This window comes from Xanthomonas theicola (assembly GCF_014236795.1).
GTDB lineage: Bacteria > Pseudomonadota > Gammaproteobacteria > Xanthomonadales > Xanthomonadaceae > Xanthomonas_A > Xanthomonas_A theicola.
Map to the genome: position 1 here is coordinate 4282104 of NZ_CP049017.1, position 24527 is coordinate 4306630.

General features: G+C 67.8%; 20 protein-coding genes and 4 pseudogenes. 10 read left to right on the forward strand and 14 right to left on the reverse strand.

From position 1 onward, the window contains the following. Positions 1-5: 5 nt before the first annotated feature. Entirely contained in the window at positions 6-5030 is a 5025-nt protein-coding gene (locus G4Q83_RS24130; protein ID WP_185817274.1) for a calcium-binding protein, read from the forward strand. Positions 5031-5173: 143 nt separating this feature from the next. On the opposite strand, the pseudogene G4Q83_RS24880 reads toward G4Q83_RS24130, so the two are convergent. Together G4Q83_RS24880 and G4Q83_RS20055 are read right to left on the reverse strand one after the other, a co-directional pair. Beyond that, positions 5174-5305, reverse strand: a pseudogene (locus G4Q83_RS24880) (transposase); the annotation flags it as partial. Then, positions 5302-5721: a hypothetical protein gene (locus G4Q83_RS20055; RefSeq protein WP_158255054.1), complete on the reverse strand. Its 420-nt coding sequence runs from the start codon at positions 5719-5721 to the stop codon at positions 5302-5304. The pseudogene G4Q83_RS24880 and the gene G4Q83_RS20055, both read right to left, overlap by 4 nt. 722 nt (positions 5722-6443) lie before the next feature. Here G4Q83_RS20055 and G4Q83_RS20060 point away from each other — a divergent pair. From G4Q83_RS20060 to G4Q83_RS20070, 3 genes and pseudogenes are all read left to right on the forward strand, one after another. Then, a complete protein-coding gene (locus tag G4Q83_RS20060) occupies positions 6444-7739 on the forward strand; it encodes a tryptophan--tRNA ligase (protein ID WP_128421171.1) in 1296 nt (431 codons plus the stop codon). Between the two features lie 231 nt (positions 7740-7970). After that, positions 7971-8885: pseudogene (locus G4Q83_RS20065) on the forward strand (MBL fold metallo-hydrolase); the annotation flags it as partial. Positions 8886-9017: 132 nt separating this feature from the next. After that, a complete protein-coding gene (locus G4Q83_RS20070; RefSeq protein ID WP_417893314.1) occupies positions 9018-9347 on the forward strand; it encodes a M28 family peptidase in 330 nt (109 codons plus the stop codon). 365 nt (positions 9348-9712) lie between these two features. On the opposite strand, the pseudogene G4Q83_RS24305 reads toward G4Q83_RS20070, so the two are convergent. Then, a pseudogene (locus tag G4Q83_RS24305) lies at positions 9713-10174 on the reverse strand (IS110 family transposase); the annotation flags it as partial. Positions 10175-10284: 110 nt separating this feature from the next. Here G4Q83_RS24305 and yedA point away from each other — a divergent pair. Continuing rightward, the gene (gene yedA, locus G4Q83_RS20085) at positions 10285-11187 is read left to right on the forward strand and encodes a drug/metabolite exporter YedA (RefSeq protein ID WP_128421170.1); all 903 of its coding nucleotides are present in this window, start codon (positions 10285-10287) and stop codon (positions 11185-11187) included. 713 nt (positions 11188-11900) lie between these two features. Here the strand turns inward: yedA and G4Q83_RS20090 are convergent. From G4Q83_RS20090 to xanC, 9 genes are all read right to left on the reverse strand, one after another. Then, entirely contained in the window at positions 11901-12344 is a 444-nt protein-coding gene (locus G4Q83_RS20090) for a hotdog family protein (RefSeq protein ID WP_128421169.1), read from the reverse strand. Then, the gene (locus G4Q83_RS20095; RefSeq protein WP_386272750.1) at positions 12334-14691 is read right to left on the reverse strand and encodes an MMPL family transporter; all 2358 of its coding nucleotides are present in this window, start codon (positions 14689-14691) and stop codon (positions 12334-12336) included. The genes G4Q83_RS20090 and G4Q83_RS20095 overlap by 11 nt, the downstream gene beginning before the upstream one ends. Positions 14692-14699: 8 nt before the next feature. Beyond that, entirely contained in the window at positions 14700-14921 is a 222-nt protein-coding gene (locus tag G4Q83_RS20100) for a hypothetical protein (RefSeq protein ID WP_128421167.1), read from the reverse strand. 82 nt (positions 14922-15003) lie between these two features. Next, a complete protein-coding gene (locus tag G4Q83_RS20105; protein WP_128421166.1) occupies positions 15004-15651 on the reverse strand; it encodes a LolA-related protein in 648 nt (215 codons plus the stop codon). After that, on the reverse strand, positions 15575-16549 hold the full coding sequence (locus tag G4Q83_RS20110) for a lysophospholipid acyltransferase family protein (protein WP_128421165.1): 975 nt from the start codon (positions 16547-16549) through the stop codon (positions 15575-15577). Before G4Q83_RS20110 ends, G4Q83_RS20105 begins: the two co-directional genes overlap by 77 nt. Next, a complete protein-coding gene (locus G4Q83_RS20115; RefSeq protein WP_128421164.1) occupies positions 16546-16833 on the reverse strand; it encodes an ApeI family dehydratase in 288 nt (95 codons plus the stop codon). Before G4Q83_RS20115 ends, G4Q83_RS20110 begins: the two co-directional genes overlap by 4 nt. A 16-nt stretch (positions 16834-16849) precedes the next feature. Next, positions 16850-17599, reverse strand: a complete 750-nt coding sequence (locus tag G4Q83_RS20120) for a lysophospholipid acyltransferase family protein (protein ID WP_128421173.1) — start codon at positions 17597-17599, stop codon at positions 16850-16852. Between the two features lie 56 nt (positions 17600-17655). Further along, positions 17656-18387, reverse strand: coding sequence for a COG4648 family protein (locus tag G4Q83_RS20125; RefSeq protein ID WP_128421163.1), 732 nt, complete (start codon positions 18385-18387; stop codon positions 17656-17658). Beyond that, positions 18362-18631, reverse strand: a complete 270-nt coding sequence (gene xanC, locus G4Q83_RS20130; RefSeq protein WP_128421162.1) for a xanthomonadin biosynthesis acyl carrier protein XanC — start codon at positions 18629-18631, stop codon at positions 18362-18364. Before xanC ends, G4Q83_RS20125 begins: the two co-directional genes overlap by 26 nt. A 128-nt stretch (positions 18632-18759) precedes the next feature. Here xanC and G4Q83_RS20135 point away from each other — a divergent pair, with 128 nt between their 5' ends. Then, a complete protein-coding gene (locus tag G4Q83_RS20135) occupies positions 18760-20121 on the forward strand; it encodes an NAD(P)/FAD-dependent oxidoreductase (protein WP_128421161.1) in 1362 nt (453 codons plus the stop codon). Further along, positions 20118-21128, forward strand: a complete 1011-nt coding sequence (locus G4Q83_RS20140) for a chorismate transformation FkbO/Hyg5 family protein (protein WP_170069189.1) — start codon at positions 20118-20120, stop codon at positions 21126-21128. Before G4Q83_RS20135 ends, G4Q83_RS20140 begins: the two co-directional genes overlap by 4 nt. A gap of 115 nt (positions 21129-21243) precedes the next feature. Here G4Q83_RS20140 and G4Q83_RS20145 read toward each other — a convergent pair whose 3' ends face one another. Then, complete coding sequence (locus tag G4Q83_RS20145) at positions 21244-22260, reverse strand: IS30 family transposase (RefSeq protein WP_185817247.1); 1017 nt, start codon at positions 22258-22260, stop codon at positions 21244-21246. A 149-nt stretch (positions 22261-22409) separates the two neighbouring features. Here G4Q83_RS20145 and G4Q83_RS20150 point away from each other — a divergent pair, with 149 nt between their 5' ends. From G4Q83_RS20150 to G4Q83_RS20160, 3 genes are all read left to right on the forward strand, one after another. Then, entirely contained in the window at positions 22410-22574 is a 165-nt protein-coding gene (locus G4Q83_RS20150; RefSeq protein ID WP_425480359.1) for a hypothetical protein, read from the forward strand. Between the two features lie 44 nt (positions 22575-22618). Further along, positions 22619-23724, forward strand: a protein-coding gene (locus G4Q83_RS20155; protein ID WP_185817403.1) for an IS3 family transposase whose coding sequence is annotated in 2 segments (ribosomal slippage) — positions 22619-22877 and positions 22877-23724 — 1107 coding nt in all. Because the reading frame shifts where the segments join, the coding sequence is not laid out codon by codon here. Positions 23725-23822: 98 nt separating this feature from the next. Further along, complete coding sequence (locus G4Q83_RS20160; protein WP_185817275.1) at positions 23823-24023, forward strand: hypothetical protein; 201 nt, start codon at positions 23823-23825, stop codon at positions 24021-24023. A gap of 65 nt (positions 24024-24088) precedes the next feature. Here the strand turns inward: G4Q83_RS20160 and tnpA are convergent. Beyond that, positions 24089-24520, reverse strand: a pseudogene (gene tnpA / locus G4Q83_RS20165) (IS200/IS605 family transposase). Positions 24521-24527 lie beyond the last annotated feature (7 nt).

Genomic DNA, 24527 nt, shown 5'->3' on the forward strand with positions numbered 1-24527 from the left:
ATAAAATGAATGATAATGCTGATAATCAAGTAAAGCCGCAGCCTTCGTCGGATCCTCTGAGTCTAGATGATATCAATAAATTTGGCAGCGCTTTTCGATCGGGGGCATTTGCTTTCGTGGCTGAATATGAAAGGCAATATACAAAATCACTTGCAGATGGGGTCGACACTCAAATCGCGGTAAAACGGGCGCTGGTAGAGGCACACAACAGGCAGTCAAAAATATTTTTGGAATATGCGGCTGCGGCGAGTTCTAATGCCGACCCGCGGTGGAAGGCTGCTTATGCCGAGGCTGCGCTTGATGCCGCACGTCAAGCACAAGCGTTAAGTGATGCGCAGGGACCGGTGTCTGAAGTGCTGAGTTCCTATTCGTCAGCCGCTACTTTGAAATATTCTTCATTGATGAATGCGAACCCCATTCTCAAATTTTCCGCTAAGTATGGCGGTCCTGTAGGCGATGTAGTGGATATAGGTGCCGCGGCAATGTTTGGTACACCGGGCGACGTTGCCAAGGCAGTAGTCGGCGCTGCCTTGGGCGCAGTGGCTGGGGCGTTAGCGACTGTAGTCATAACAGCAACAGGGCTTGTTGGAGCTCCCGCTTTGGCAATTGCTGGTCTTGCTGCTGTCGGTGTCGGAGTATTTGTTCCCGATCTGGTTCCTGAAAGCTGGTGGAGTGGCCTCGGAGATTGGGGCAAGAAAGCGCTCACTGATGTTGCAGATTGGTTCGAGGACTCATGGCATGACACCGCTAGATGGTGGAAGGATCGAGCCAATGAGCTGGGGGATTCAGTAAGAGAGATGTTTGATCGTGCAAGAAACTTTGTGCCGCGAAGGGATCCACTTGTGTTGGATCTCGATGGGGATGGCATTGAGACCACGCCTGCTAACGGGGGCGTTCTCTTTGACCATGACGGTGACGGTGTAAAGAATGGTACGGGTTGGATCAGTCCGGATGACGGATTGGTTGTCATGGATAGGAATGGGAATGGAAGAATTGATAATGGATCTGAGCTATTTGGGGCTGACACCAAGCTTTCTTCCGGAAGTAACAGTACATCCGGGTTCGCCGCTTTGGCTGATCTCGATAGCAATAAGGATGGAATATTTGATCGTCTGGATGCCGATTTTAGTAATGCCCGTGTATGGCGTGATCTGAACCAAGATGGTGTGTCCCAGTCGAACGAGTTGTTCACGTTTGGCCAGCTTGGTATCGCGTCGATAGCGCTGAAACCGGCTGTCACCGACGATCTCGACCTTGGCAATGGAAACGTCATTGATAATCGCGGCACCTATACCCGCAATGACGGCACGACTGGTTTGGCGGGTGATCTCCAGTTGGCAGTGAACAATTTCTTCCGCGACTTCACTGGTTCGCTTGAACCGGTGACCGTCACAGACGAGGCGGGGCAGCTTCCCAATCTCAAAGGCAGTGGCGCCGTACGCGATTTGGAACAGGCCGCGAGCCTGTCGCAAGATTTGTTGGCGGACATCAAGGCATTGACCCCAGGCATCTCCCGCGACGCAATGCGAGCCAGGCTCGACACCATCCTCGCGCATTGGGCGGGCACCTCGACCATGAAAAGCAGCGAGGAGCTGCTCGAAGCGTCCGCACCGACGCCACGTACCGTCTATTACCATGGCGCGGTGCCCGCGTCTGTCATGGAACAGGGGGCGGCTGCGGTCGATGCATGGATCAAACAGCAGCACGCGCAACTGGCGCCGATCATCGCGATTCTGGAAAAATTCAATGGCTCGAGCCTGATCGGTTATCAGAACAACCAGGTGTCCACTGGCGGCAACACCTACAACTGGAAAAACGTAGCGCGAGCCGATGGCGGCGTCGAGCAGGCGATGAGCGTGGTGCTGCAGCCGGAGCAGATCAGTGCCCTGCTGGGCGCCTACAACCATTTGAAAGAGTCCGTCTATGCTGGGCTGGTGGTGGGTACGCGGCTTCATGACTATATGAACGGCATGACCATGCACGTCGTTGACGGCAAGTTGAAGTTCGACCTGTCCGCGTTCACCACCATGCTGGAAAACAAGCGCCAGGCCGATCTCGGGCGGGGGCTCCAGGATATTGCTGATCTTTATATCTATGCGGGCAATTTCCTCGCAGAGGCCGGCTGGGATGGCGCGAGGACGTTGAACGACTGGGTCGAAACCGCCAGCATGACATCGAAGGGACTCGAGGCCATCGCGTTCGCCGGCATCAAGATGGTGTCAGAGAATTTCGTAGGGACATCTGCGGATGATCTTGTATGGGGTGGGGAAGGTAAGAATTTCATCCACGGAGGGGCGGGTAACGATCTGATTAGAGGTGGCGCCGGTTCCGATATCTTGGAAGGCGATCTAGGTAACGACAAGCTATTCGGGAACAGCGGCGACGACGTGCTCAATGGCGGTGCCGGCGACGACACGCTGACCGGCGGAGTGGGCAACGACACACTCGACGGCGGAGTGGGCAACGACACGTTCGTGTTCGCGCGCGGGTTTGGCCAGGACGTGATCAAGCAGTACGACGACAGCTCCAATCGCATGGACGTGGTCAAGTTCGTGGACTTGAACAGCACGGAGGTGCAGTGGGTCGAGCGTCGGGGCAATGACCTGGTGATGCGCTTCGCCGGAGGCGATCAGCTGACCTTGAGCGGGTACTACCACAGCGACAACTGGTGGGAGTACAAGATCAACCAGCTCCAGTTCGCCGATGGCGTGACGTGGGATCAGGCGCAGCTCAAGCGACAGACCCTGACGGTGGGCACGGCGGGCGACGACACGCTGACCGGCTATCTCAGCGGTCCCAACCGGATACAGGGGTTTGCCGGCCACGACACGATCACCGGTGGCAACGACCACGACGTGTTGGAGGGGGGCGATGGCAACGACACCCTGAGCGGCGGCGGCGGCACGGACCGCTTGGAAGGCGGCGCGGGCGATGACGTGCTCAATGGCGGTGCCGGCGACGACACGCTGACCGGCGGAGTGGGCAACGACACACTCGACGGCGGAGTGGGCAACGACACGTTCGTGTTCGCGCGCGGGTTTGGCCAGGACGTGATCAAGCAGTACGACGACAGCTCCAATCGCATGGACGTGGTCAAGTTCGTGGACTTGAACAGCACGGAGGTGCAGTGGGTCGAGCGTCGGGGCAATGACCTGGTGATGCGCTTCGCCGGAGGCGATCAGCTGACCTTGAGCGGGTACTACCACAGCGACAACTGGTGGGAGTACAAGATCAACCAGCTCCAGTTCGCCGATGGCGTGACGTGGGATCAGGCGCAGCTCAAGCGACAGACCCTGACGGTGGGCACGGCGGGCGACGACACGCTGACCGGCTATCTCAGCGGTCCCAACCGGATACAGGGGTTTGCCGGCCACGACACGATCACCGGTGGCAACGACCACGACGTGTTGGAGGGGGGCGATGGCAACGACACCCTGAGCGGCGGCGGCGGCACGGACCGCCTGGAAGGCGGCGCGGGCGATGACGTGCTCAATGGCGGTGCCGGCGACGACACGCTGACCGGCGGAACCGGCAACGACACACTCGACGGCGGAGTGGGCAACGACACGTTCGTGTTCGCGCGCGGGTTTGGCCAGGACGTGATCAAGCAGTACGACGACAGCTCCAATCGCATGGACGTGGTCAAGTTCGTGGACTTGAACAGCACGGAGGTGCAGGGGGTCGAGCGTCGGGGCAATGACCTGGTGATGCGCTTCGCCGGTGGCGATCAGCTGACCTTGAGCGGGTACTACCACAGCGACAACTGGTGGGAGTACAAGATCAACCAGCTCCAGTTCGCCGATGGCGTGACGTGGGATCAGGCGCAGCTCAAGCGGCAGACCCTGACGGTGGGCACGGCGGGCGACGACACGCTGACCGGCTATCTCAGCGGTCCCAACCGGATACAGGGGTTTGCCGGCCACGACACGATCACCGGCGGCAACGACCACGACGTGTTGGAGGGGGGCGATGGCAACGACACCCTGAGCGGCGGCGGCGGCACGGACCGCTTGGAAGGCGGCGCGGGCGACGACGTGCTCAATGGCGGTGCCGGCGACGACACGCTGACCGGCGGAGTGGGCAACGACACACTCGACGGCGGAGTGGGCAACGACACGTTCGTGTTCGCGCGCGGGTTTGGCCAGGACGTGATCAAGCAGTACGACGACAGCTCCAATCGCATGGACGTGGTCAAGTTCGTGGACTTGAACAGCACGGAGGTGCAGGGGGTCGAGCGTCGGGGCAATGACCTGGTGATGCGCTTCGCCGGTGGCGATCAGCTGACCTTGAGCGGGTACTACCACAGCGACAACTGGTGGGAGTACAAGATCAACCAGCTCCAGTTCGCCGATGGCGTGACGTGGGATCAGGCGCAGCTCAAGCGGCAGACCCTGACGGTGGGCACGGCGGGCGACGACACGCTGACCGGCTATCTCAGCGGTCCCAACCGGATACAGGGGTTTGCCGGCCACGACACGATCACCGGCGGCAACGACCACGACGTGTTGGAGGGGGGCGATGGCAACGACACCCTGAGCGGCGGCGGCGGCACGGACCGCCTGGAAGGCGGCGCGGGCGATGACGTGCTGAGCGTGTCCTGGGGTGCCAAGGACAGCGTGCTGGCCGGCGGCACCGGCAACGACACGCTCAAGGGCAGCTGGTATTCGGACACCTACCTGTTCAACAAGGGCGACGGCCACGACACGGTGGTGGAGACCTCGACGTACAGTGGGGCTGCGGATCGCATCGTGTTCGACAAGGATCTTGCCGTGGACGATACCTTCTTCAGCCGGTCCGGGAACGATCTTTCCATTGCCATTCGCGGCAGCGACGATCAATTGACGGTATCGGGCTGGTTCACTTCCAGCTCCAGTCAGGTCGAGTATCTGCAGTTCAAGGACAAGACGGTCGCTTCCAGCGAAGTGGCTGCGCTGATCGCGGCGATGGCGACCAGCAGTTCTTCGTCGGCGCCCCTGGTGCCTGTCGACGCGCAACAGGTGAGACTGTTGGCCGCCAGTTCGATCGTCTGAACACGGCTTTGCGTTGATCCTGGTGTCTTCTGGCAGAGGCCCCGCTGTTGCGGGGCCTCTTTGGGGGTCTTCGCGGATCGGTGTGGGTGCAATGGAGCATGGTCGGGTAGAGGCGGCAGGAAGCCGGCGATGATCTTGAGCTTGAGATAGTCCTCATCGCGGTCGCCATAGCCACTGCGCTGGATGACCCGGATCTTGTTGTTGAGCCCTTCCACCAGGCCGAGGCTGACCCTGTTGTCCGGATGGCAGTAGCCGGCGATGAATCCGTCCCTCAGGAACGGACGCCAAGAAGCACGGGGTCAAGCGGCTTGCTTCCGTCTGCTTGCAGAGTCGTTGGGCGACAGGCGACCCAGTGCCGAGTGCAGGCGTGTTGGAGTTGTAGAAGCCGTGGATGTAGCTGGCGATGGCAGCATGGGCCGCCGCCTTTACCGTACACGCCGGTGGCCTGCTGGTTTTTGAGCGAGGCGAAGAAGCGCTCGGCCACCGCGCTGTGCCCGGAGGGCGGGCTGCGCGCTCCCAGCAGTTGCCCCGGCGGCGCATGCCCCGGCACGACGCCGTGGGCAGACAACGTCTTGCCGACGTCGCCGCTGGCGTGCTGGCTGCCGCGATCGGAGCGGAACAGCACGCCAGCGCCGACCGGCGCGGCCGGGCAGGCGTTCCGGAACGCCTGCCGCCCTGGGTCGTCGGGCATGCCTCGGACACGCTGTCGCCGGGCGCCTGCCGGGTGCGCAGGTCGAGCACGGTGGCCAGGTACAGCCAGCCCTCGCGGGTCGGCAGGTCGGGGATGTCGCCCTCCCCCCAGGCCGGCACCGGGCTGTCCACGGCGAACGGGCGATCGAGCCGGTTCCCGGCCACTGGCCGGCGATGCCGCTGTCGGTGGTCCGGGGCGTGGAGCGGCCCTTGGCCTGCCGCGCAAGCCTTCCGCGCGCCGCCACCGGGCCACGCGCTTATGACCCACCGCGTGGGCGCAGGCGCGCCGCGCCCTGACCCTGCGTGGACGGGCAGAGGGTAGGATTTGGCGCCCCATCTTGAGCGTGGCGTTCCCGGCCCGTCGGCGGGCCAGTGCGCTCTCCAGGTCGGTGACCGGCGAACGGCTGGGCCAACTCAGCGAGCGACCGGCGCGCGAAGCATCCAGCCAGTTGCCCAGCGTCTTGACGGACATGTCCAACGGCCGGGCCGCCTTGGCCCGACCGACCGACCGACCGACTCGGCCAAGGCAACGGCCTGGGCCTTGAAATCGCCGGGGAACCGACGACGGGAAAGACGTTGCATGGGAACCTCCAGGGCACGATGAAAGGATCGCTTCCTGGCGTCCGTTTCAGCGGCACAGGGGCAGAACGCCCCATGCCTCGGAACGGGGCGCCGGGCAGCGGTTAAACTCGCCGGGTGTCTTCCGGCCGTCGATCCCCCCGCATGACCATCCGCGTCCTCACCGGCATCACCACCTCCGGCACTCCGCACCTGGGCAACTACGTCGGCGCGATCCGCCCGGCGCTGCAGGCCAGCCTGCGCCCCGGCATCGAGAGCTTCTATTTCCTGGCCGACCTGCACAGCCTGATCAAGGCGCAGGATCCGGCGCGCACCCAGCGCTCGACCCTGGAGATCGCCGCCTCGTGGCTGGCCGCCGGGCTGGATCCGTCGAAGGTATGGTTCTACCGCCAGTCGGACGTGCCGGAAACCAACGAGCTGACCTGGTTCCTGACCTGCGTGGCGGGCAAGGGCATCCTCAACCGCGCCCACGCCTACAAGGCGGCGGTGGACAAGAACCGCGCCGACGGCGAGGACGACGATGCCGGGATCAGCGCCGGACTTTTCATGTATCCGGTGCTGATGGCCGCCGACATCCTGTTGTTCAAGGCGCAGCAGGTGCCGGTGGGCCGCGACCAGATCCAGCATATCGAGATGGCGCGCGATTTCGGCCAGCGCTTCAACCACGTCTACGGCCGCGACCATTTCACCCTGCCCGAAGTGCTGATCGACGAGAACGTAGCCACGCTGCCCGGGCTGGACGGGCGCAAGATGAGCAAGAGCTACGACAATACGATCCCGTTGTTCGCCCCGCGCGAGGAGCTCAAGAAGCGGGTGTTCTCGATCGTCACCGATTCGCGCGCGCCGGGCGTGCCGAAGGACACCGAGGGCTCGGCGCTATTCCAGCTGTACCAGGCGTTCGCCAGCGGCAAGGAGACCGCGGCGTTCGCGCAGGCCTTCGCCGGCGGCATCGGCTGGGGCGAAGCCAAGCAGCAGCTGTTGGAGCGCATCGACGCCGAGATCGCGCCGATGCGCGCGCGCTACGAGGCATTGATGGCGCGTCCGGGCGACATCGAGGCGATCCTGCGCGACAACGCGCAGCGCTTGCGCGAACGCTATGCCATCCCGTTCCTGGCCGAGCTGCGGCATGCGGTGGGCCTGCGTGACCTGTCGTCGCGCCGGACCGAACCGACCGATGCGGCGGCGGCGGCCAGGCAGGCGCCGCCGACGTTCAAGCAGTACCGCGAAGACGACAACCGCTTCTACTTCAAGCTGCTCGACGGCGAGGGCGCGCTGCTGCTGCAGGGCGGCGGCTTCGATTCGCCGCGCGACGCCGGGCGCGTGATCGGCACGCTCAAGCAGGCCGCGCAGGCCGATGCGCTGCAGGCCGCGGAACTGCGCCTGGCGGTGCCGGCCGGCACGGTGTTGGCGGCGTTGCAACGGTTGCGCGAGGCGGGCTGAGGGCGGCGCGCGCGCCTGCAGGAGCGGCTTCAGCCCCGGCCGGGCGTTACCCTTCAGCCCCGCTCGGGGCTGAAGTCGCTCCTGCAAAGAAGCGCGCGATCGCCGCGGGCGGGGCGCGAACTCCGGCACTGGGCGCGCTCCGGCCATGACCCGCTGCCGCTGTCGCCACCAAGGCTGGCAACGCCGTCCATACGGCCTGGAATGGAGCTTCGCCTGCTACCGCCCTGCGCCATGCCGCGCGACCCCAACATCCATCCCATCGACACCGGCTTCCAGCGCGCGCTTCGATGCGGCCCACCGGATCGTGGAAGACGGACGCGGCGCGTTCGTCGATTGCGGCGCCAGCCATTCGCTGCCGGCGCTGCTGGCTGCGCTCGACGGCGCCGGCCTGGCGCCGGGCGACGTGGACTGGCGGATCCTGACCCACGTGCATCTGGACCATGCCGGCGGCGCCGGGGCGCTGCTGCAGCGGCTGCCGAACGCGCGCCTGCCGGTGCATCCGCGCGGCGCGGCGCACATGATCGACCCGGCGCGGCTGATCGTCGGCGCCACCGCGGTGTACGGCGAAGCCGAGATCGCGCGCCGCGCCGGCACGATCCTGCCGGTGCCGGCCGAGCGCGTCGGCATCGCCGAAGATGGCCATCGGCTGTGGCTGGGCGAGCGCGAGTTGCTGTGCATCGATACGCCCGGCCACGCGCGCCATCACCTGTGCGTGTGGGACGCGCGCCGCCGCAGCTGGTTCAGCGGCGACGCCTTCGGCCTGCCGTACCGCGCGCTGGACAGCGCGCAGGGCGCATTCGCGATCCCGACCTCCTGCCGGTGCAGTTCGAGCCGGAGGCGATGCGCGCCTCGATCCAGCGCATGCTCGGCTAGGCGCCTGAAACGGTCTATCTGACGCATTACGGCGCGGTCGGCGCGCCGGCCAGGCTGGCGGCGGACCTGCTCGAGCAACTCGATGCGATGGCGACGATCGCGCGCGGCTGCGATGGCTGCTGCGACCGCCACCGCTGCCTGGTCGCGGCACTGAGCGCGCTGTACCTGGAGCGCGCGCGGCTGCATGGCTGCCCGCTCGACGCCACCGGGGTGGAGCGGGCGCTGCGGATGGACATCGAGCGCAATGCGCAGGGCCTGGCCTGCTGCTGGATCGCGGGGTGCCGGGAAACGGGAACTGGGAAACGGGAATGGGAAAAGCAGCGCTTCCGCGTTCCCGCTTTCGCCGGCCCGCTTTCGCGCTGTCTCCCGGCGGCGCCACGCTCTACGCTGTACGGCCACGGCTGGATGCAGCGCACTGGCGGTGTCGCTGTTCCCGCGCGCCGGGCTGGATTTGGAGGCGGAGAAGGGGTGCGCGCAGCGCAGCGACCGCCGCCCGCAGGCGCTCGGCGATGCCGCGCTGTCGGTGCGCTTGGCGCTCAAGCGCGAGCGCGTGGTCGCCAAGCTGGAACGGGCCACGCACCCGCAGGAGACGGCATCTGTTCGGCGCATTGGGACGCGTTCGGCCGCGGCGCGCTCGACAACGCCACCGGGGTGGCCAGCGTGCTGCAACTGGCGCGAATGTTCGCGTCCGGGCCGCGTCCGCGGCTGGTTTGCCGCGCGCCCAGCGGTCCTTGAAGCGGGCTTGGGTGCGCACCACGCTCCAGCAGGCCATGTACGGCACGCGCCGGATCGGGGCGCGCCCACCGCCGATGCGGCGTTTGCCGCGGTGTTGCCCGTTGTCCACGTTGTAGGGCGCCAGGCCGCCAGGGCCGCGATCTGGCGACGATCCAGCGTCCCCAACTCGGGCAGGTAGGCCTCAGGCTGGCGGTGGTGACCTCGCCGATGCCGGGGACTGCGCTCAGTGGGTGTTCCAGCGCGTCGTCGAGCGGGGGCCGCAACTGCTTGGTCGCCTGGTTCATCCACTGGAGCTGGCGGCGCACGGAGCCGATCTGCTCGATCAGGCTCTCGCGCACCAAGACCAGGGTCGCCTGATGTAGGCGGCGGCGTTCGTCATCGGGCTGCTGGACCAGTTGCTCGCGGCGCTGGACCGGCATGCGCAATTGCTCGCGCAAGGGATCGGGAACCGGCGCAGGCGCTTGCACCCGTTGGGCCATGCGCGCCAGCAAGGCAGGGGGGTCGGTCTTGGTGGTCTTGCCCAAGGCCGTGGCGAAGGCGCGCGCCCGGCGCGGGTTGATCCGGGTCACTGGGATGCCTGCCATCGCCAGGGCCATCATGACCGCCCGTTCGTAGCCGCCGGTGGCCTCCAGCAAGACATTGCCGACGCACTGGCCGGCGCGGTGGTCGCACAGGCGCTGCAGGAGAGAGCCGCCTGGCGGCTGCCCAGGCTTGTGAGCTTGAGCGAAAGCGCGTTCAACTGTTCGGGCTAGGCAACGAGGTCGATGCGCGGCCGCTCTGGCTCCTACACGTGCTCGAACGCTACGGCCTGTCGGCCTGCCGCACATCGCTGTCCACTTGAACTTTGCCGCATGCCGCTCGTGTCGCGTTGCAATCCTGTCGCCGGTCGTGGGCGCTGGCCTAGAATCCTTGTCCACACCGCCCGCTCCGTCTGCGTATGTCGTCCCCGTCTTCTCCCGCCGCTGCCGTTCCCGCGCGTGGCGGTTCCGTCGTCTTCGCGCTGTTGCTGGTCTACGTCGTCTGGGGGTCGACCTATCTGGCGATCCGCTTCGCCCTGCAGGGCGGGACGCCGCCGTTGAGCATGGTCTCGGGACTGCGCTTCGTGGTCGCCGGCACGCTGCTGTATGCGGTGCTGCGCTGGCGTGGCGTGGCGCCGCCGACGCGGGCGCAGTGGCGTTCGCTGGCGGTGCTCGGCGCGTTGCTGCTGCTGTGCGGCAACGGCATGGTGGTGCTGGCCGAGCGCGAGGTGTCCTCGGGCCTGGCCGCGGTCGCGGTGGCCTCGGTGCCGCTGTGGATGGCGCTGTTCGGCGCGTGGCGCGGACAGCACGCCCGTCGTGGCGAATGGCTGGGCATTGTGGTCGGGTTCGCCGGCGTGCTGTGGCTCAACGCGGGCAGCAGCCTCAGCGCCAGTCCAAAGGGCCTGATGTTGCTGTTGATCGCACCGATCGGGTGGGCCTACGGCTCGGTGTGGTCGCGCGGGCGCGACCTGCCGACGCCGTTCATGGCCGCGGCCGGGCAGATGCTGTGCGGTGGCGGGCTGCTGGTCGCTGCGGGCCTGCTCGGCGGCGAGCGGCCGCACGCATGGCCCACCGCGCACGGGCTGATGGCGGTGGCCTACCTGTGCGTGTTCGGCTCGATCGTGGCGTTCACCGCCTACGTGTGGCTGCTGCAGAACGTGCGTCCGGTGCTGGCCGGGAGCTATGCCTACGTCAACCCGGTGATCGCGGTGGCGCTGGGCAGCTGGCTCGGCGGCGAACGCTTCACCGCCAGCGACCTGGGGGCGATGGCGGTGATCCTGGCCGGCGTGGTGGTCATCACCGTGGCGCGGACCAGGCCATGACGCCAAGCCGATCGCCAGCGACGGCATGCGTCCCCGGAGCAGTTGCGGTCCTGGCAGCCCGATCCGCCCGTGCTCAAGCAGCTCAAGGCGCTGGTGCGGCGTCGGGACGACCTGCAGCAGATGTGGCACAGGGAGCGCAACCGCCTGGACGTCGCTGCGCTCGTGGTGCGCGACTGGCTCCTGGAGCGCATCGGCCAGTTGCAGGTACCGATTGCAGGTACCGATCGCGCAGGTCGAACGGGCCATCGACGACCCGATCGACCAAGCCCCCTTGCGCGGGCAGCGCGAACGGCTGGTGAGCATCGATCGGATCGCCGACACGAGCGCGGCATCGATGCTGGCCGAACGTGGCAACGTGGAGCGCTTCGCCCCTGCCTCGGCGGGCCACCGCCTTCGCCGGACTGAACCGGCGCTTGCAGGAGTGCGGCGCCCGCCCCGCCAGGCCAGGTCTGCATCGCCCGCCCCGGTTCACCGCGCCTGCGCGCTGGACCCTGCGTGCCGGCCCTGCTCGCCATGACACCTCCCCCGCTCGTGCGTGCGCGCCAGCAGCGCTTGCGCGAACGCGGCAAGGCCGGCAAGCAGATCGTCCACGCCGCCATGCGTCAGCTACGGCACATCGCCGACGGCCTGCTCGACTCACGCACGCCCTGCGATCCTCAAAAGGCATTTGCATGTCAGAGGGGAAGACGGTGTCTACAGAAGCCCGCTGGCCGCTACGCCGCGCCCAGCATCACCGTGGCGCGGCCTTCGGCCAGCAGCTGCGCGCGATGCACGATGCGGAAGCCGTACTGCTGACTGTCCTCTGCCTGCAGCAGCACGTCGGCCTCGCACTCGATCGCATCCGGCAGCGTGTGCAGGTCGGCCACGTGCAGCTGCACGCCGCGCAGCGCGACCAGCATGCCCGGACGCACCGGGTTACCGCTGGCGCGGCCGAGCAGGCCGCCGTGCACCGCCATCGCCTGTGCGCCGTATTCGCACAGGTGCAGCGCGCGCAGGCGGCCGCCGCTGCGCAGCGGATGCTCGGGCGCGCGATGGGCCAGGCTGCGCAGCACGATGCGCTGCGCGTCCCATGCGACCACTTCTTCCCACAGGCACATCGTGCCCTGGTGCGGCACCAGCGCCGCGATCGCCTCGCGGCCGTACCGGTCATCGGCCATGCCGCTCTCCCGGGTGCGCCGGCGCGCCGCCGCTGGCGGTCTCGCGCGAGACCAGCAGCGCCAGCACGAAATTGAACAGCACGCCCAGCGCCACGGTGCTGCCGATCGCGCGCAGCACCGGGATGCTGGAGGCGGCCAGCAGCGCGAACACCAGCAGCGTCATCAGGCTGCACACGATCAGGGCGTGCAGGGTACGCAACTGGCCGGCGCGGTCGTCGCCGGCGTGGTCGAAGAACAGCGCGTAGTCCAGGCCCAGGCCGGCGGCCAGGATCAGCGCGATCAGGTGGAACAGGTTCAGCTCGACCCCGCAGCCGCGCAGGATCGCCAGGATCAGCAGCGTGGTCAGCGCCATCGGCAGCAGCACGCGCACGATCCGGCGCGGCGTGCGCAGCGCGATCGCCACGGTCAACGCCAGCAGCAGCGCGGCGATGCCAAGCGCGCCGAGCACGCGGACGCGGTAGGCGGCGACCAGCGATTCGGAGGCCTCCTTCAGGTCCATCAGTTGCGCGCCGCTGCCCTGCACCGCGCCGGCCAGCAACGCCGGGGCGCGCAGGCCGGTCAGCGACACCAGGGCGGTGGCGTGGACGCCGCGGTCCAGCAACAGGCCATCGACGGTGGTCGCCAGCGGCGTGCCGTGCAGGTCGCGCGCGGTCAGCGGCGGCGCGCGGCGCGCCTGCGCCAGGTCGGCCAGGAACGGGGCGAAGGCGTCGGCGCGGAACGGCGTGGCGGCGACCGCCGCAGCGGTCAGCGCGCGCGCCTGCGTCGCGTCTGGCAGCGCCGCCTGGCGCCGCTGCTGGGTCGCCGCACTGGGCAGGTAGCGCGCGGCCATGTCGTAGCCGGCCAGCGCGCCGCGTGCGACCAGCGCGTCCAGGCGCGGGCGCAGCCGCTCGGACGCGGCCAGCGCGGCATCGGCGGATGCGGCCGGCAGCGCCAGCACGTAGCGCACGTCCGGCGCGCCCAGTTCCTTGCGCAGGTGCGCGTCGCGGGCCAGGCCGTCGGCCGGCACCGGGGTCAGCTTGGACAGGTCGTTCTGCCAGAACGGACCCGGCGCGAACGCGATCACCGCCGCCGCGGCCAGCGCCAGCGCCAGCAGCGACCAGCGCGGCCGCGGCAGCCGCGCGATGCCGCGCCACAGCCGCGCCAGCGCCGGCGAATCGGCATGGTCGCGCGGCGATGGATCGATCAGCGCCGGCAACAGCAGGCGCGTGGTCAGCGCCGCCACCAGCAGCCCGGCGATGGTGAACACCGCCAGCTGGCGCAGGCCGTCCACGCCGGAGAAAAGGAAGGTGACGTAGGCGATGCAGGTGGAGACCACACCGGTGGCCAGCGTCGGCCACAGGTGGCGCGCGTTGGCGCGCGGATCCAGGCCCGGGCGCTGGTGGCTGAACAAGTGGATCGGATAATCCTGGACCACGCCGATCAGGGTGAAGCCGAACGCCACGGTGATGCCATGCACGCCGTCGAACAGCAGCGCCACCGCGCCCAGCCCGGCCAGACCGGCGCTGGCCAGTGGCAGCACGCCGAGCACCGGGATCTTCCAGCTGCGGTAGGCGGCCAGCAGCAGCACGACCAGACCCAGCGTATCCAGCATGCCGATCCATTGCGCCTCGTCCTGGGTGCGCCCGCCGATCTCCACCGAGAACGCGCCGGGGCCGGTCAGGGTCAGGCGACTGGCGCTGCCGGCGCCGGCCTTGGCGAAGGCGGCGTGGATCGCATCCACCGCCTGCTGCTGTCCGGTCGGATCGAAACCGGCGGCGCGGGTCTGCGCGACCAGCAGCGCGTCCTTGCCGGCGCGGTCGAACCAGACCCCGTCGCGCTGCTGCGGGCCGCCGGCCGGTTGCAGGCTCTCGGCCAGGTGCAGCACTTCCAGGGTCGGGTCGCGCGGCAGCAGCGGCTCGACCATCGCCGCGGCCGGCGAGCCCAGATCCTGCAGCCGCGCCTGCAAGGCGTCGGCCAGCGTCGCCGCATCCAGCGGTCGGGCGTCGAAGCTGTCGCTGAGCAGGTAGCGGTAGGCCAGCAGGCGCTCGGGAATCGCGTCCAGGCCGGCATCGGCGCCGTTGGCGACCAGCTCGAAGGTGTCGCGCTGCGCGGCCAGCTGCACGCGCAGCGCCTGCGACTGTCGCGCCAGCGTGGCCGCGTCGGCGCCGGACAGCGACATCAGCAGCAGGCGCGAGCCCGGGCCTTCGCCGAGTTCGTCGAGCAGCAGTTTCTGCGCGGGGGTGCGGGCTTCCGGCATGAACTTGCGCAGATCCCCCGAGACCTGCAGCACATTGCCAAGCCATACCCCGCCCACGGTCAACAGTGCCAGCCACAACAGCGCCAGGGTGATGCGCGCCTTCGAACTCAATTCGCGTTTCATCGCTGCGACCACGCAAGAGCCAGCACGTTCTTACCCGGGGCCGCGCGCGCGGCATCGGGCGATGCGAACCGCCTCCTGCTACCGCGGGCGGGCATGAACTTGCGCAGGTCCCCGGACACCTGCAGCGCGTTGCCCAGCCACACGCCGGCGACGGTCAGCAGCGCCAGCCACAGCAGCGCCAGCGCGATGCGTGCCTTCGAACTCAGTGGGCGTTTCATCGATGCGGCCACGCGACCGCCCGCACGGCCATACGACGCGTCGCACACGACACCGCCCGCCCTCGCCTCTCGCCGACATCCATCAGCGCGCGTCGCCGTGGCACAGCGCGGTCAGCGCATCGGCCTCGACGAGGCTGGCCGCGTCGCGCGCGGCGCCGGCCAGCAGGGTGCGTTGCACGTCGCCCTTGGCCGGAGTGGTCTCGATGCAGCGCAGTTCGGCGCCGCGGCCGTACAGGCGCAGGCTGCGCACCTGCGCGGCCAGTGCCGGGTCCTTGGGCTGCAGCTGCAGCTGCCAGCGCTCGCGCGTGCCCTGGCTGCTCAGTGCGTAGTGCTGCTGCAGCTGCGCGCGGTCGCCGGACAGCAGCGCGCCGAAGCCGTTCTGCAGGCCGGCCAGTTCCGGCACCCGCGCCAGCGAGAAGCGCCGCGGCGGCTTGCCGGCGCGCTCCAGCGTGGCTTCGCCGCCGCGCAGGGTGGTGGTCTCGCGGTACGGCGCGGTGACCTCGCGCACCAGCGTGTCGGCATCGGGACGGCGGTACTGGCCCTGCACCCGCAGCGGCGCCTTCAGCAGCGCCGAGCCGCGCAGTTCGACGAACTCGGTGCTGACCGGGACCGGCCGCGCCAGCTTCTGCAGGATCCAGCCGGGATCCAGCGGCTCAGGCGACGCGGCGCACAGCGGTGCGGCGCTGCACAGCAGTATCAGCATCCACGGCAAGGTGCGACGCATCGGCATGACGGTTGTTCCAGAAATCGTAGAAGTTGAACCAGTTGTACGGCGCGGAGCGCGTGTGATGTTCCAGCCTGGCGGCGTAATCGCGGATGAGCGCCGCCAGCGCCGGCGCGCGCTGCCGGCGCGGCAGGTCCAGGCCTTCGCTGAAGGTCTCGAACACCAGCTGGTAGCGGTTGCCGCCGCGGTACAGGCCGAACGCCAGCACCACCGGCGCCTTCAGCGCCGCGGCGATCAGCCACGGCGAGGTCGGGAACAGCGCGCCCTGGCCAATGAACGCGGCCGGCAGCGCCGGGTCCTCCGGGCGCGGGCGGTCCACCAGCAGCGCGACCAGCGCGCCTTCGTCGGTGGCCTGCTTGATCGCCATGACGATGGAGGTGCTGTCCATGCCGGCATCGATGATGTTGGCCGCCAGCTGCGGGTTCAGCGCGCCCAGCAGTTCGGTCATGGCCGGGTTGTGCGCCTTGTCCAGCAACACCTTGACCTGCACGTCGGGGCGCTCGGTGGCCAGCACCCGCAGCGCGTCGAAGCTGCCCAGGTGCGAGCCGAAGATCAGCACGCCGCGGCCGCGGTCCATCTGCGCATGCAACTGTTCCAGGCCCTGGATGTCGATCCGGAAACGGTGCATCTGCCCGCACAGCATGAACACCCGGTCCAGGATGGTCGAGGCGAAGGTGTGGATGTGCCGGGCCACGTCCAGCAGCGAGGCCGGGCGGTCGAACACGCGCCCCAGGTAGTGGCGCGAGTCGCGCCGCTCCGGGCCGCGCACCAGCAGGAAATACAGGGTGATCGGGTACAGCAGCAGGCGCCCGACGGCGCGGCCGCCGTAGCGGGCGATGCTGCGGATCAGCCACAGCGCGAAGCGGCCGCCGCCTTCGGGGCGGTGTTTCCAGCTGGCGCTCATGCGGCGTGCTCCGCGACCAGGTCGCCGCTGGCCAGCAGGTCCTCGCCGCGGCGCACGCGGAAGCGCCAGCGCGGCGCGGCGCCGTCCAGCTCCACGCGCGCCTGCTGCCCGGGCAGCAGCGGCTGCAGGAACTTCACCTGGGGCAGGCGCAGCGGCCCGCACGCGCCGTGCACGGCTTCCACGGCCTGCAGCACGTGGTCCAACAGCACCACGCCGGGCACCACCGGGTGGCCCGGGAAATGCCCTGGCAGGCTGGGATGATCATGCGGCACGACGAAATCCATAAGGCTAGCGACTCAATCAAATCCTGGGTTCGAGCATGGCACGGACGGCCTGCTGCGCGCGCTGGGTCAGCTGTTGCCGGTCCAGCGGGCCATCGACGCCGTTCACGTTGATCGGCGCGCCGATCCGCACCCGGATCACGCCGGGCCGCACCCGGAACAGGCTGGTCGACGGCAGCACCTTGCCCGCCCCGTCCAATGCCACCGGCACCACGTCCACGCCGGCATCGATCGCGGCCTGCAGCAGCCCGGCCTTGAACGGGGCCAGTTCGCCGTTGCGGCTGCGGGTGCCTTCCGGGAACAGGCACAGGTCCTGGCCCTGGCGCAGCAGCGCCGCGGCCTGGCGCCGAACCAGGGCCCCGGCGCGGCGGCTGTCGCGGTCCAGGAACAGCATGCCGGTGGCGCGCGCGTACCAGCTCACGAACGGCACCTGCAGCATTTCGTTCTTGAGCAGGAAGCGCAGCGGCACCGGCAGCGCCGCGAACAGCGCGCAGATGTCGATGATCGACTGGTGGTTGCTGACGAACAGGTGGTTGCGCGACCAGTCCACCCGCTCCTGGCCCTCCACCCGCAGGCGCGCCCCGGCGCCGAAGAACAGCACCGGCGCCCACACCCGCGCGCCCATGCGCAGCGGCGGCCGCGGCCCGGCCAGCCGCAGCAGGACCAGCGCCACGACGATGCCCAGCCCGGTGAACGCCAGGGTGAACAGCAGCTGCGAGGCATTCCACACGGCCCAGGCCATGCGCGAGGGCATCCCTGCCTGCGGCATCTTCAGTTTGTCCTTGATGATCTGCACAACCCTCTGCATCCCCCGAGATGCGCGCGTCAGCGCAACAGATCGCGCCAAAAAACCGGCCCCAGCCGCGCCAACCGGTGCAGGAAGTCAGGCAGATTACGGTAGGGACGCTGCGGAAACCAGCGCCCGCGCATCAGGTATTCGCCGACGAAGAAGCCGCCGATGACCCCGTAGCCGAGCAGGTTGGCGATCAGCGAGGCGCGCGCGTCGCCGATCGGCAGCGGCGAGGACTGCCCCAGCTGCGCCAACACCCCGCTCGGCACGGCGCACAGCGCCAGCAACAGGTTCAGCAATGTCATGGCAACCAGCAGCAGCGTCCACGCCAGGGTCAGCCGCCGCGTATAGCGCAGCTGCGCGGGCGTGATCGGCATCTGCGCCTGGCGGTACAGCGCCTCGACGATGCGCGAGATCAGCGGCGTGCGCCCGCGCTGCAGGCTGCGCCCGAAGAACCAGGCCACCCAGGCGCTGAACAGCACCGGCGGCACGGCCAACAGCAGCAGCGCATGCGGCGAGCGCCACAACGGCACCAGCGCGGCCAGCGCCAGCAGCGCCAGCGCCCAAGCCCACGGCCGCCGCCGCGCCATCGGCTCCACCAGCACCATCAGCACCAGCGCCGCAGCGGCCAGCACGGCCAGATCGGGACGGTGCGCGGCGTTGGCCCAATGCGCCAGCGGCGAGTACGCCAGCGCCAGCAGCACGCCCAGGGCCAGCGCCCAGGGTGCGGCGCCGACCGGGTCAACTGGTCTTGTTGACTTCGACATGCGCCGACAGCGCGCGCAGCGAGGCGAAGATGCGACGGTTTTCGTCGTTGTCCGAACGCAGTTGGAAGCCGTAGCGCTTGCTGATCGCCAGCGCCAGCTCCAGCGCGTCGATCGAGTCCAGTCCCAGCCCGGTATTGAACAGCGGCGCCTCCGGATCGATGTCGCCGGGCTGCACGTCTTCCAGGTTCAGGCTCTCGACCAGCAACTCGGCCAGTTCACGTTCGGCGGCAGTTTGCGAAGACATTCAGGGGCTTCCAAGCTAGAGAATGGGTGCGACACGATGGTGCATCGGGCGTAGCGACGCAACTGTCCGACCCTGGCAGGCAAGCTATCATGGCGTTCGTCTCGCATGTCCGCCGCAGGTTTTTCAGGATGAATTCCACCGCCGCTTCCGGGTCCTTCTCCGCCCCGCCGCAGGCCCCCGCGGCGGAGACGCCCGACGTGCTGGTGATCGGCGGCGGCCCGGCCGGCTGCACCGCGGCGACCCTGCTGGCGCAAAAGGGCTGGAAGGTGACCCTGCTGGAAAAGGACCGCCACCCGCGCTTCCACATCGGCGAATCGCTGCTGCCGATGAACATCCCCATCCTGCAGCGGCTGGGCGTGCTCGAGCAGGTGCGCGCGATCGGCGTGCTCAAGCTCGGCGCCGATTTCCCCAACGACGCCGGCGGCTACAACACCTTCCGCTTCGCGCAGGCCCTGGACGCGCAGTCCGATTACGCGTTCCAGGTGCCGCGCGCCGCGTTCGACCGGATCCTGTTCGCCCACGCCCGCGCCGCCGGCGCCGACCTGCGCGAGCAGACCAGGGTCCAGGCGGTGCAGTTGGACGGCGAGCGGCCGCTGGTGCAGGCATGCGGCGCCGACGGCGTGCGTACGTTCCGCCCACGCTATCTGATCGACGCCAGCGGCCGCGACGCCTTCCTCGGCAACAGGCTCAAACTCAAGCGCGCCAACCCGAGGCACCAGTCGGCGGCGCTGTTCAGCCATTTCCGCGGGGTGGCGCGGCGCCCCGGCGAGGATGCCGGCAACATCAGCATCTACCGCCACGCGCACGGCTGGATGTGGCTGATCCCGCTGCCCGACGACGTGATGAGCGTCGGCGCGGTGTGCTACCCGGCGTATATGAAGACGCGCCAGGGCAGCGACAGCGCGGCGTTGCTGCTGCGCACCCTGGCGCTGAACCCGGACGTGGCCGCGCGCATGGCCGGCGCGCAGCGCGTGGCGCCGGTGCACGCCACCGGCAACTACGCCTACGAATGCACGCGCATGAGCGGACCGCGCTGGCTGATGCTCGGCGACGCCTACGCGTTCGTCGACCCGATGTTCTCCTCCGGCGTGTACCTGGCGATGCACAGCGCCGAGCGCGGCGCGGCAATGGTGGACGCGGCGCTGCGCGATCCGGCGCGCGAGGCGCGGCTGCAACGCGGCCTGGAAAAACACCTGCGCCGCGGCCTGAACGAGTTCAAGTGGTTCATCTACCGCTTCACCTCGCCCACCATGCGCGAGCTGTTCGCGCAGCCGCGCAACGTGCTGCAGGTGGAACAGGCCGTGGTGGCGATGCTGGCCGGCGACGTGTTCGACAACCGCGCGGTGTGGCGACGGCTGCGCGTGTTCCGTGCGATCTACGCCATGTCCGCGGCCGCGATGCTGTCGCGCGCCTGGCGGTCCTGGCGCCAGCGCCGCCGCCAGGCACGCGAACCGTTCCACGGCGATACCCTGCACGGAGACAATGCATGAGCCGGCCGTACCCGCATTCCCCGCACCACGACCAGCGCCATCCGCAGCTGCAAGTGGACTACGTCGCCGAGACCGACCCTGACGCGCTGCTGCGCGACGAGCGGGTACTGGCGGTGTTCGGCTTCGGCGGCGACGCCCCGCACCACCACGACCCGCGCTACCTGCGCGTACCGCTGCAGCCGCACGGCCCGCGCGTGCTCGAGGTCTGGCGCACCGATGCGCCGGTGCGCAGCGGGCGCCACGGCGACATCGCCTGGGCCGGCGATGATCGCCTGCAGTTCGGCGTGATCGAGATCGACGAGCGGGCGCTGGATATCGCGGACGCCTCGGCGCTGGCCTATGCGCAGATCACCGCATTCGTCGCCGGCGGCGCCACGCCGCGCCTGATGCGCATCTGGAACTATCTCGATGCGATCACCCTGGGCAGCGGCGACCGCGAGCGCTACCGCCGGTTCTGCGTCGGCCGCGCGCGCGGACTGGGCGATTTCGACGCCAGCCTGCTGCCGGCCGCCACCGCGGTCGGCCGCTGCGACCACGCCCGGGTGATGCAGATCTATTGGCTGGCCGCCGCGCAGGCCGGCACGCCGCTGGAGAACCCGCGCCAGGTCAGCGCATACCGCTACCCGCGCCAATACGGTCCGCAGCCGCCGAGCTTCGCCCGCGCGATGCTGCCGCCGGCCGGCGGCGACATGCCGCTGCTGCTGTCCGGCACCGCCAGCGTGGTCGGCCATGCCTCGATGCACAGCGGCCAGCTGCTGGCGCAGTTGGAAGAAACCTTCGCCAACTTCGATGCGCTGCTGGCCGCCGCGCGCCGCCACGCGCCGGACCTGCCGGCGCAGTTCGGCGACCGCACCCGGCTGAAGGTCTACGTCCGCGAAGCGACCGACCTGCCGCTGGTCGCCGCCGCCCTCGACGCCCGCTTCGGCGACCGCGTCCCGCGCCTGCTGCTGCACGCGGTGATCTGCCGCGACGAACTGGCGGTGGAGATCGACGGCGTGCATGGGTAAGCGCACCCATCACCGCGAGCCACGGCACGCCCCTCTGTAGAAACCGCTTCAGCCGCGACAGGGCCGTTCCCGATAGTGCGCCCCGGTCGCCAGGACGGCGGGACGCAGGGCGGTCTCAAGATTCAAGTGCAACACGTGATTTGAACGCTGCGATGTCCGCTTCCATTGCCTCGCTAGGCGTCTTCCAGCCAAGTGTCTGGCGAGGGCGAGTGTTCATCAGCAACGCGATGTGATTGAGGTATTCCTGGCTGACGGCGGATAGGTCCGCCCCCTTGGGCAGGAACTGGCGAAGTAGACCGTTGGTGTTCTCATTGCTTCCGCGCTGCCACGGTGCGTGCGGATCGGCAAACCACAGGTCGATGTTCAACCGTTCCATCAGCTCGGCATAGCGCGTCATTTCGGTGCCACGGTCATAGGTCAAGCTGGTTCGCATGGATGCGGGGAGCTTCTTCATCTGACGGGTGAAACCTTCCAGTGCGTCTGTGGCGGTGCAGCCGTCCATCCGGCACAGCACCACAAAACGCGTCTTGCGCTCCACCAGGGTGCCAACACAGGAACGATTGAACGCTCCCTTGATCAAGTCACCTTCCCAATGTCCTGGGACCAACCGCTGTTGCACCTCTTCGGGTCGGTGCACGATCCGCGGTTCCTCAGGCACCCAGCTGCGTTTGGCGGCGGTCGTGCGCCGTGATCCCCGGGACGGCCTGCGCTGGCGCAACGCCTCCACAAGCTCCTTTTTCAGGCCGCCGCGCGGGTGCGCGTAGATCGTGGCGTAGATGGTTTCGTGACTGACGCGCTGGGCAGGATCATCCGGGGACATGAGGAGCAGCTTGGCAGCAATCTGCTGGGGCGACCAGCGCCACAGCACCAGATGATCGCGCACCATCTGGAATAAATCCGTTCCCGGTGTCAGCCGTCGCCGCCGAACGCTGTGCTGACGTCGTGTCCGGTAACGCATGGCCGCCTCTCGAGCACGGTAGACCGTGGCTTGCTGCCTGGCCAGCTCCCTGCTCGATGTCGACGGGCTTCTATCCAGCAGCCTGGATATCGAGCGTAAGCTCTGACCACGTCGCGTTTCGATTTGGAGTACCGCGCGCTCTTCTGCGCTCAGGTGGAGATAGCTTCTTGACATGCATACACCCTACTGGCTGAGAGGGTGTTGCGCTTGGAAGTTGAGTCTAAGGAGCCACCGCGCTGGGCAGTATGGCGCGACCTCCAAGGAACCTCTGAACAAACACCTCCAGATACGCGACACTATCGCCTCAGAGTGAGGAGTCATCCATGCCACTGGCGTTCGGTGGTGCGGAAGGGCTGGGCAAGCGCAAGCAGACCCGCCGAGAGATGTTCCTGGCGGAGATGGGGCAGGTGGTGCCTTGGAAGCAGCTGCTCGCCCTCATCGCGCCATACCATCCGGTGTCGGGGCGACGTCCCCCCGGTTTTGAGTAGCACGGCGATTTGGAGTCCAATCCCCAACGAGACGGAGATTGGACGTGAAGAAGCGCTTTTCCGAAGAGCAGATCATCGGCTTCCTGCGTGAGGCCGAAGCCGGCGTGGCGGTGAAGGACCTGTGCCGGCGGCACGGGTTCAGCGAGGCCTCCTACTACCTGTGGCGCAGCAAGTTCGGCGGCATGAGCGTGCCGGAGGCCAAGCGGCTCAAGGAGCTGGAGGCGGAGAACACGCGGCTGAAGAAGCTGCTGGCCGAGCAGCTGTTCGAGAACGACGTCATCAAGGACGCCCTGCGAAAAAAGTGGTGACCGCACCGGCGCGCAGGATGCTGGTGCGGCACCTGATGGAGCGCGGGCTCCCTGAGCGGCGGGCGCTGGCCGTGGTGCGGATGAGCGCCAGCGCGCTGCGCTACGTCCCACGTCCGGATCGCAACGTCGAGCTGCGCGAGCGGATCCTGGCGCTAGCGCAGCGGCACAAGCGCTACGGCGTCGGGATGATCTATCTGAAGCTGCGGCAGGAGCAGTGGCCGGTGAACTACAAGCGGGTGGAACGGCTGTATCAGGAGGCCAGGTTGCAGGTGCGCCGGCGCAAGCGGAAGAAGGTGCTGCTGGGCGAGCGCCAACCGTTGCTTCGGCCTGGAACCGCCAACCAGGTCTGGTCGATGGACTTCGTGTTCGACCGCACCGCCGAGGGCCGGGTGCTCAAGGCCCTGACCATCGTCGACGATGCCACGCACGAGGCGGTGGCGATCGAGGTGGAGCGGGCCATCTCCGGCCACGGCGTGGCCCGGGTGCTGGATCGGCTGGCGCTGACACGGGGTCTGCCGCAGGTGATCCGCACCGACAACGGCAAGGAGTTCTGCGGCAAGACGATGGTGACGTGGGCCCACGAGCGCGGTGTGCAGCTGCGCTTGATCCAGCCAGGCAAGCCGAACCAGAACGCCTACATCGAGAGCTTCAACGGCCGCCTGCGCGACGAATGCCTCAACGAGCACTGGTTCCCGAGGCTGCTGCACGCCCGCACCGAGATCGAGACCTGGCGACGGGAATATAACGAGGAGCGACCGAAGAAGATCTTGGGCGGCCTGACCCCGGCCGCCTATGCCCAACAGCTAGCGGCCAAAGCCGCTACGATGAAACCCGGACTCTAAAGAGCCCCGCTACTGAAAGCGGGGGGACGTCGGCGGTGCTACGGAATAGCTCGCTGTCGGTCATCGGCACTAAGCGTAACGGGGGCGTGTCCACGTCGATGCATATCACTGCGCGCAAAGAACAATTCAACCGGGCCTTTGTCGGCGCATTGGCGGCGCAAGCGGAGATCAATTCCTCCGTGCCGACCGTTGACAATGACAGCATCGACATCACGTTCATTGGCAAGGACTTTCGTGGCCTGATACGTGATCCGCAGAGTAAATATCCCCCGGCAAAGCCGGGGGCTTTAGAGATGTGAGCCGCTCAAAGCGGCTGCGGGAGCGCTACGCGCCTCCCTTGTTAGGGCCACCTGAAGGTGGCCGACTACCTCGGCAACTGCAATTGGTCCAAGCGCCGATCTTCCGCCTCTTGGTTCTGGATGTATGCCCCGATCAACCCTTCATCCCGACCTACCCTCGTAACGAAGTAACCTCGCGCCCAGAAGCTCTGCCCTACAAAGTTCCGCTTCCGCTCCACATACACCCGCGCTAGGTGGATGGCGCTCTTGCCCTTGATATAGCCCACCACCTGCGACACCGCCTACTTCGGCGGAATCTTCAACAGCATATGGACGTGATCTGGCATCAGATGGCCCTCCTCGACCCGGCTCTCCTTCTGCTCGGCCAATCGCCGGAACACCTCTCCTAGATGCTTCCTCAGACCCACATACAGTGTCTTACGGCGACACTTCGGTATGAACACAACGTGGTACAGACACTCCCACCTGGTGTGACTTAAGCTCTCAAACTCATCCATCTCGGTT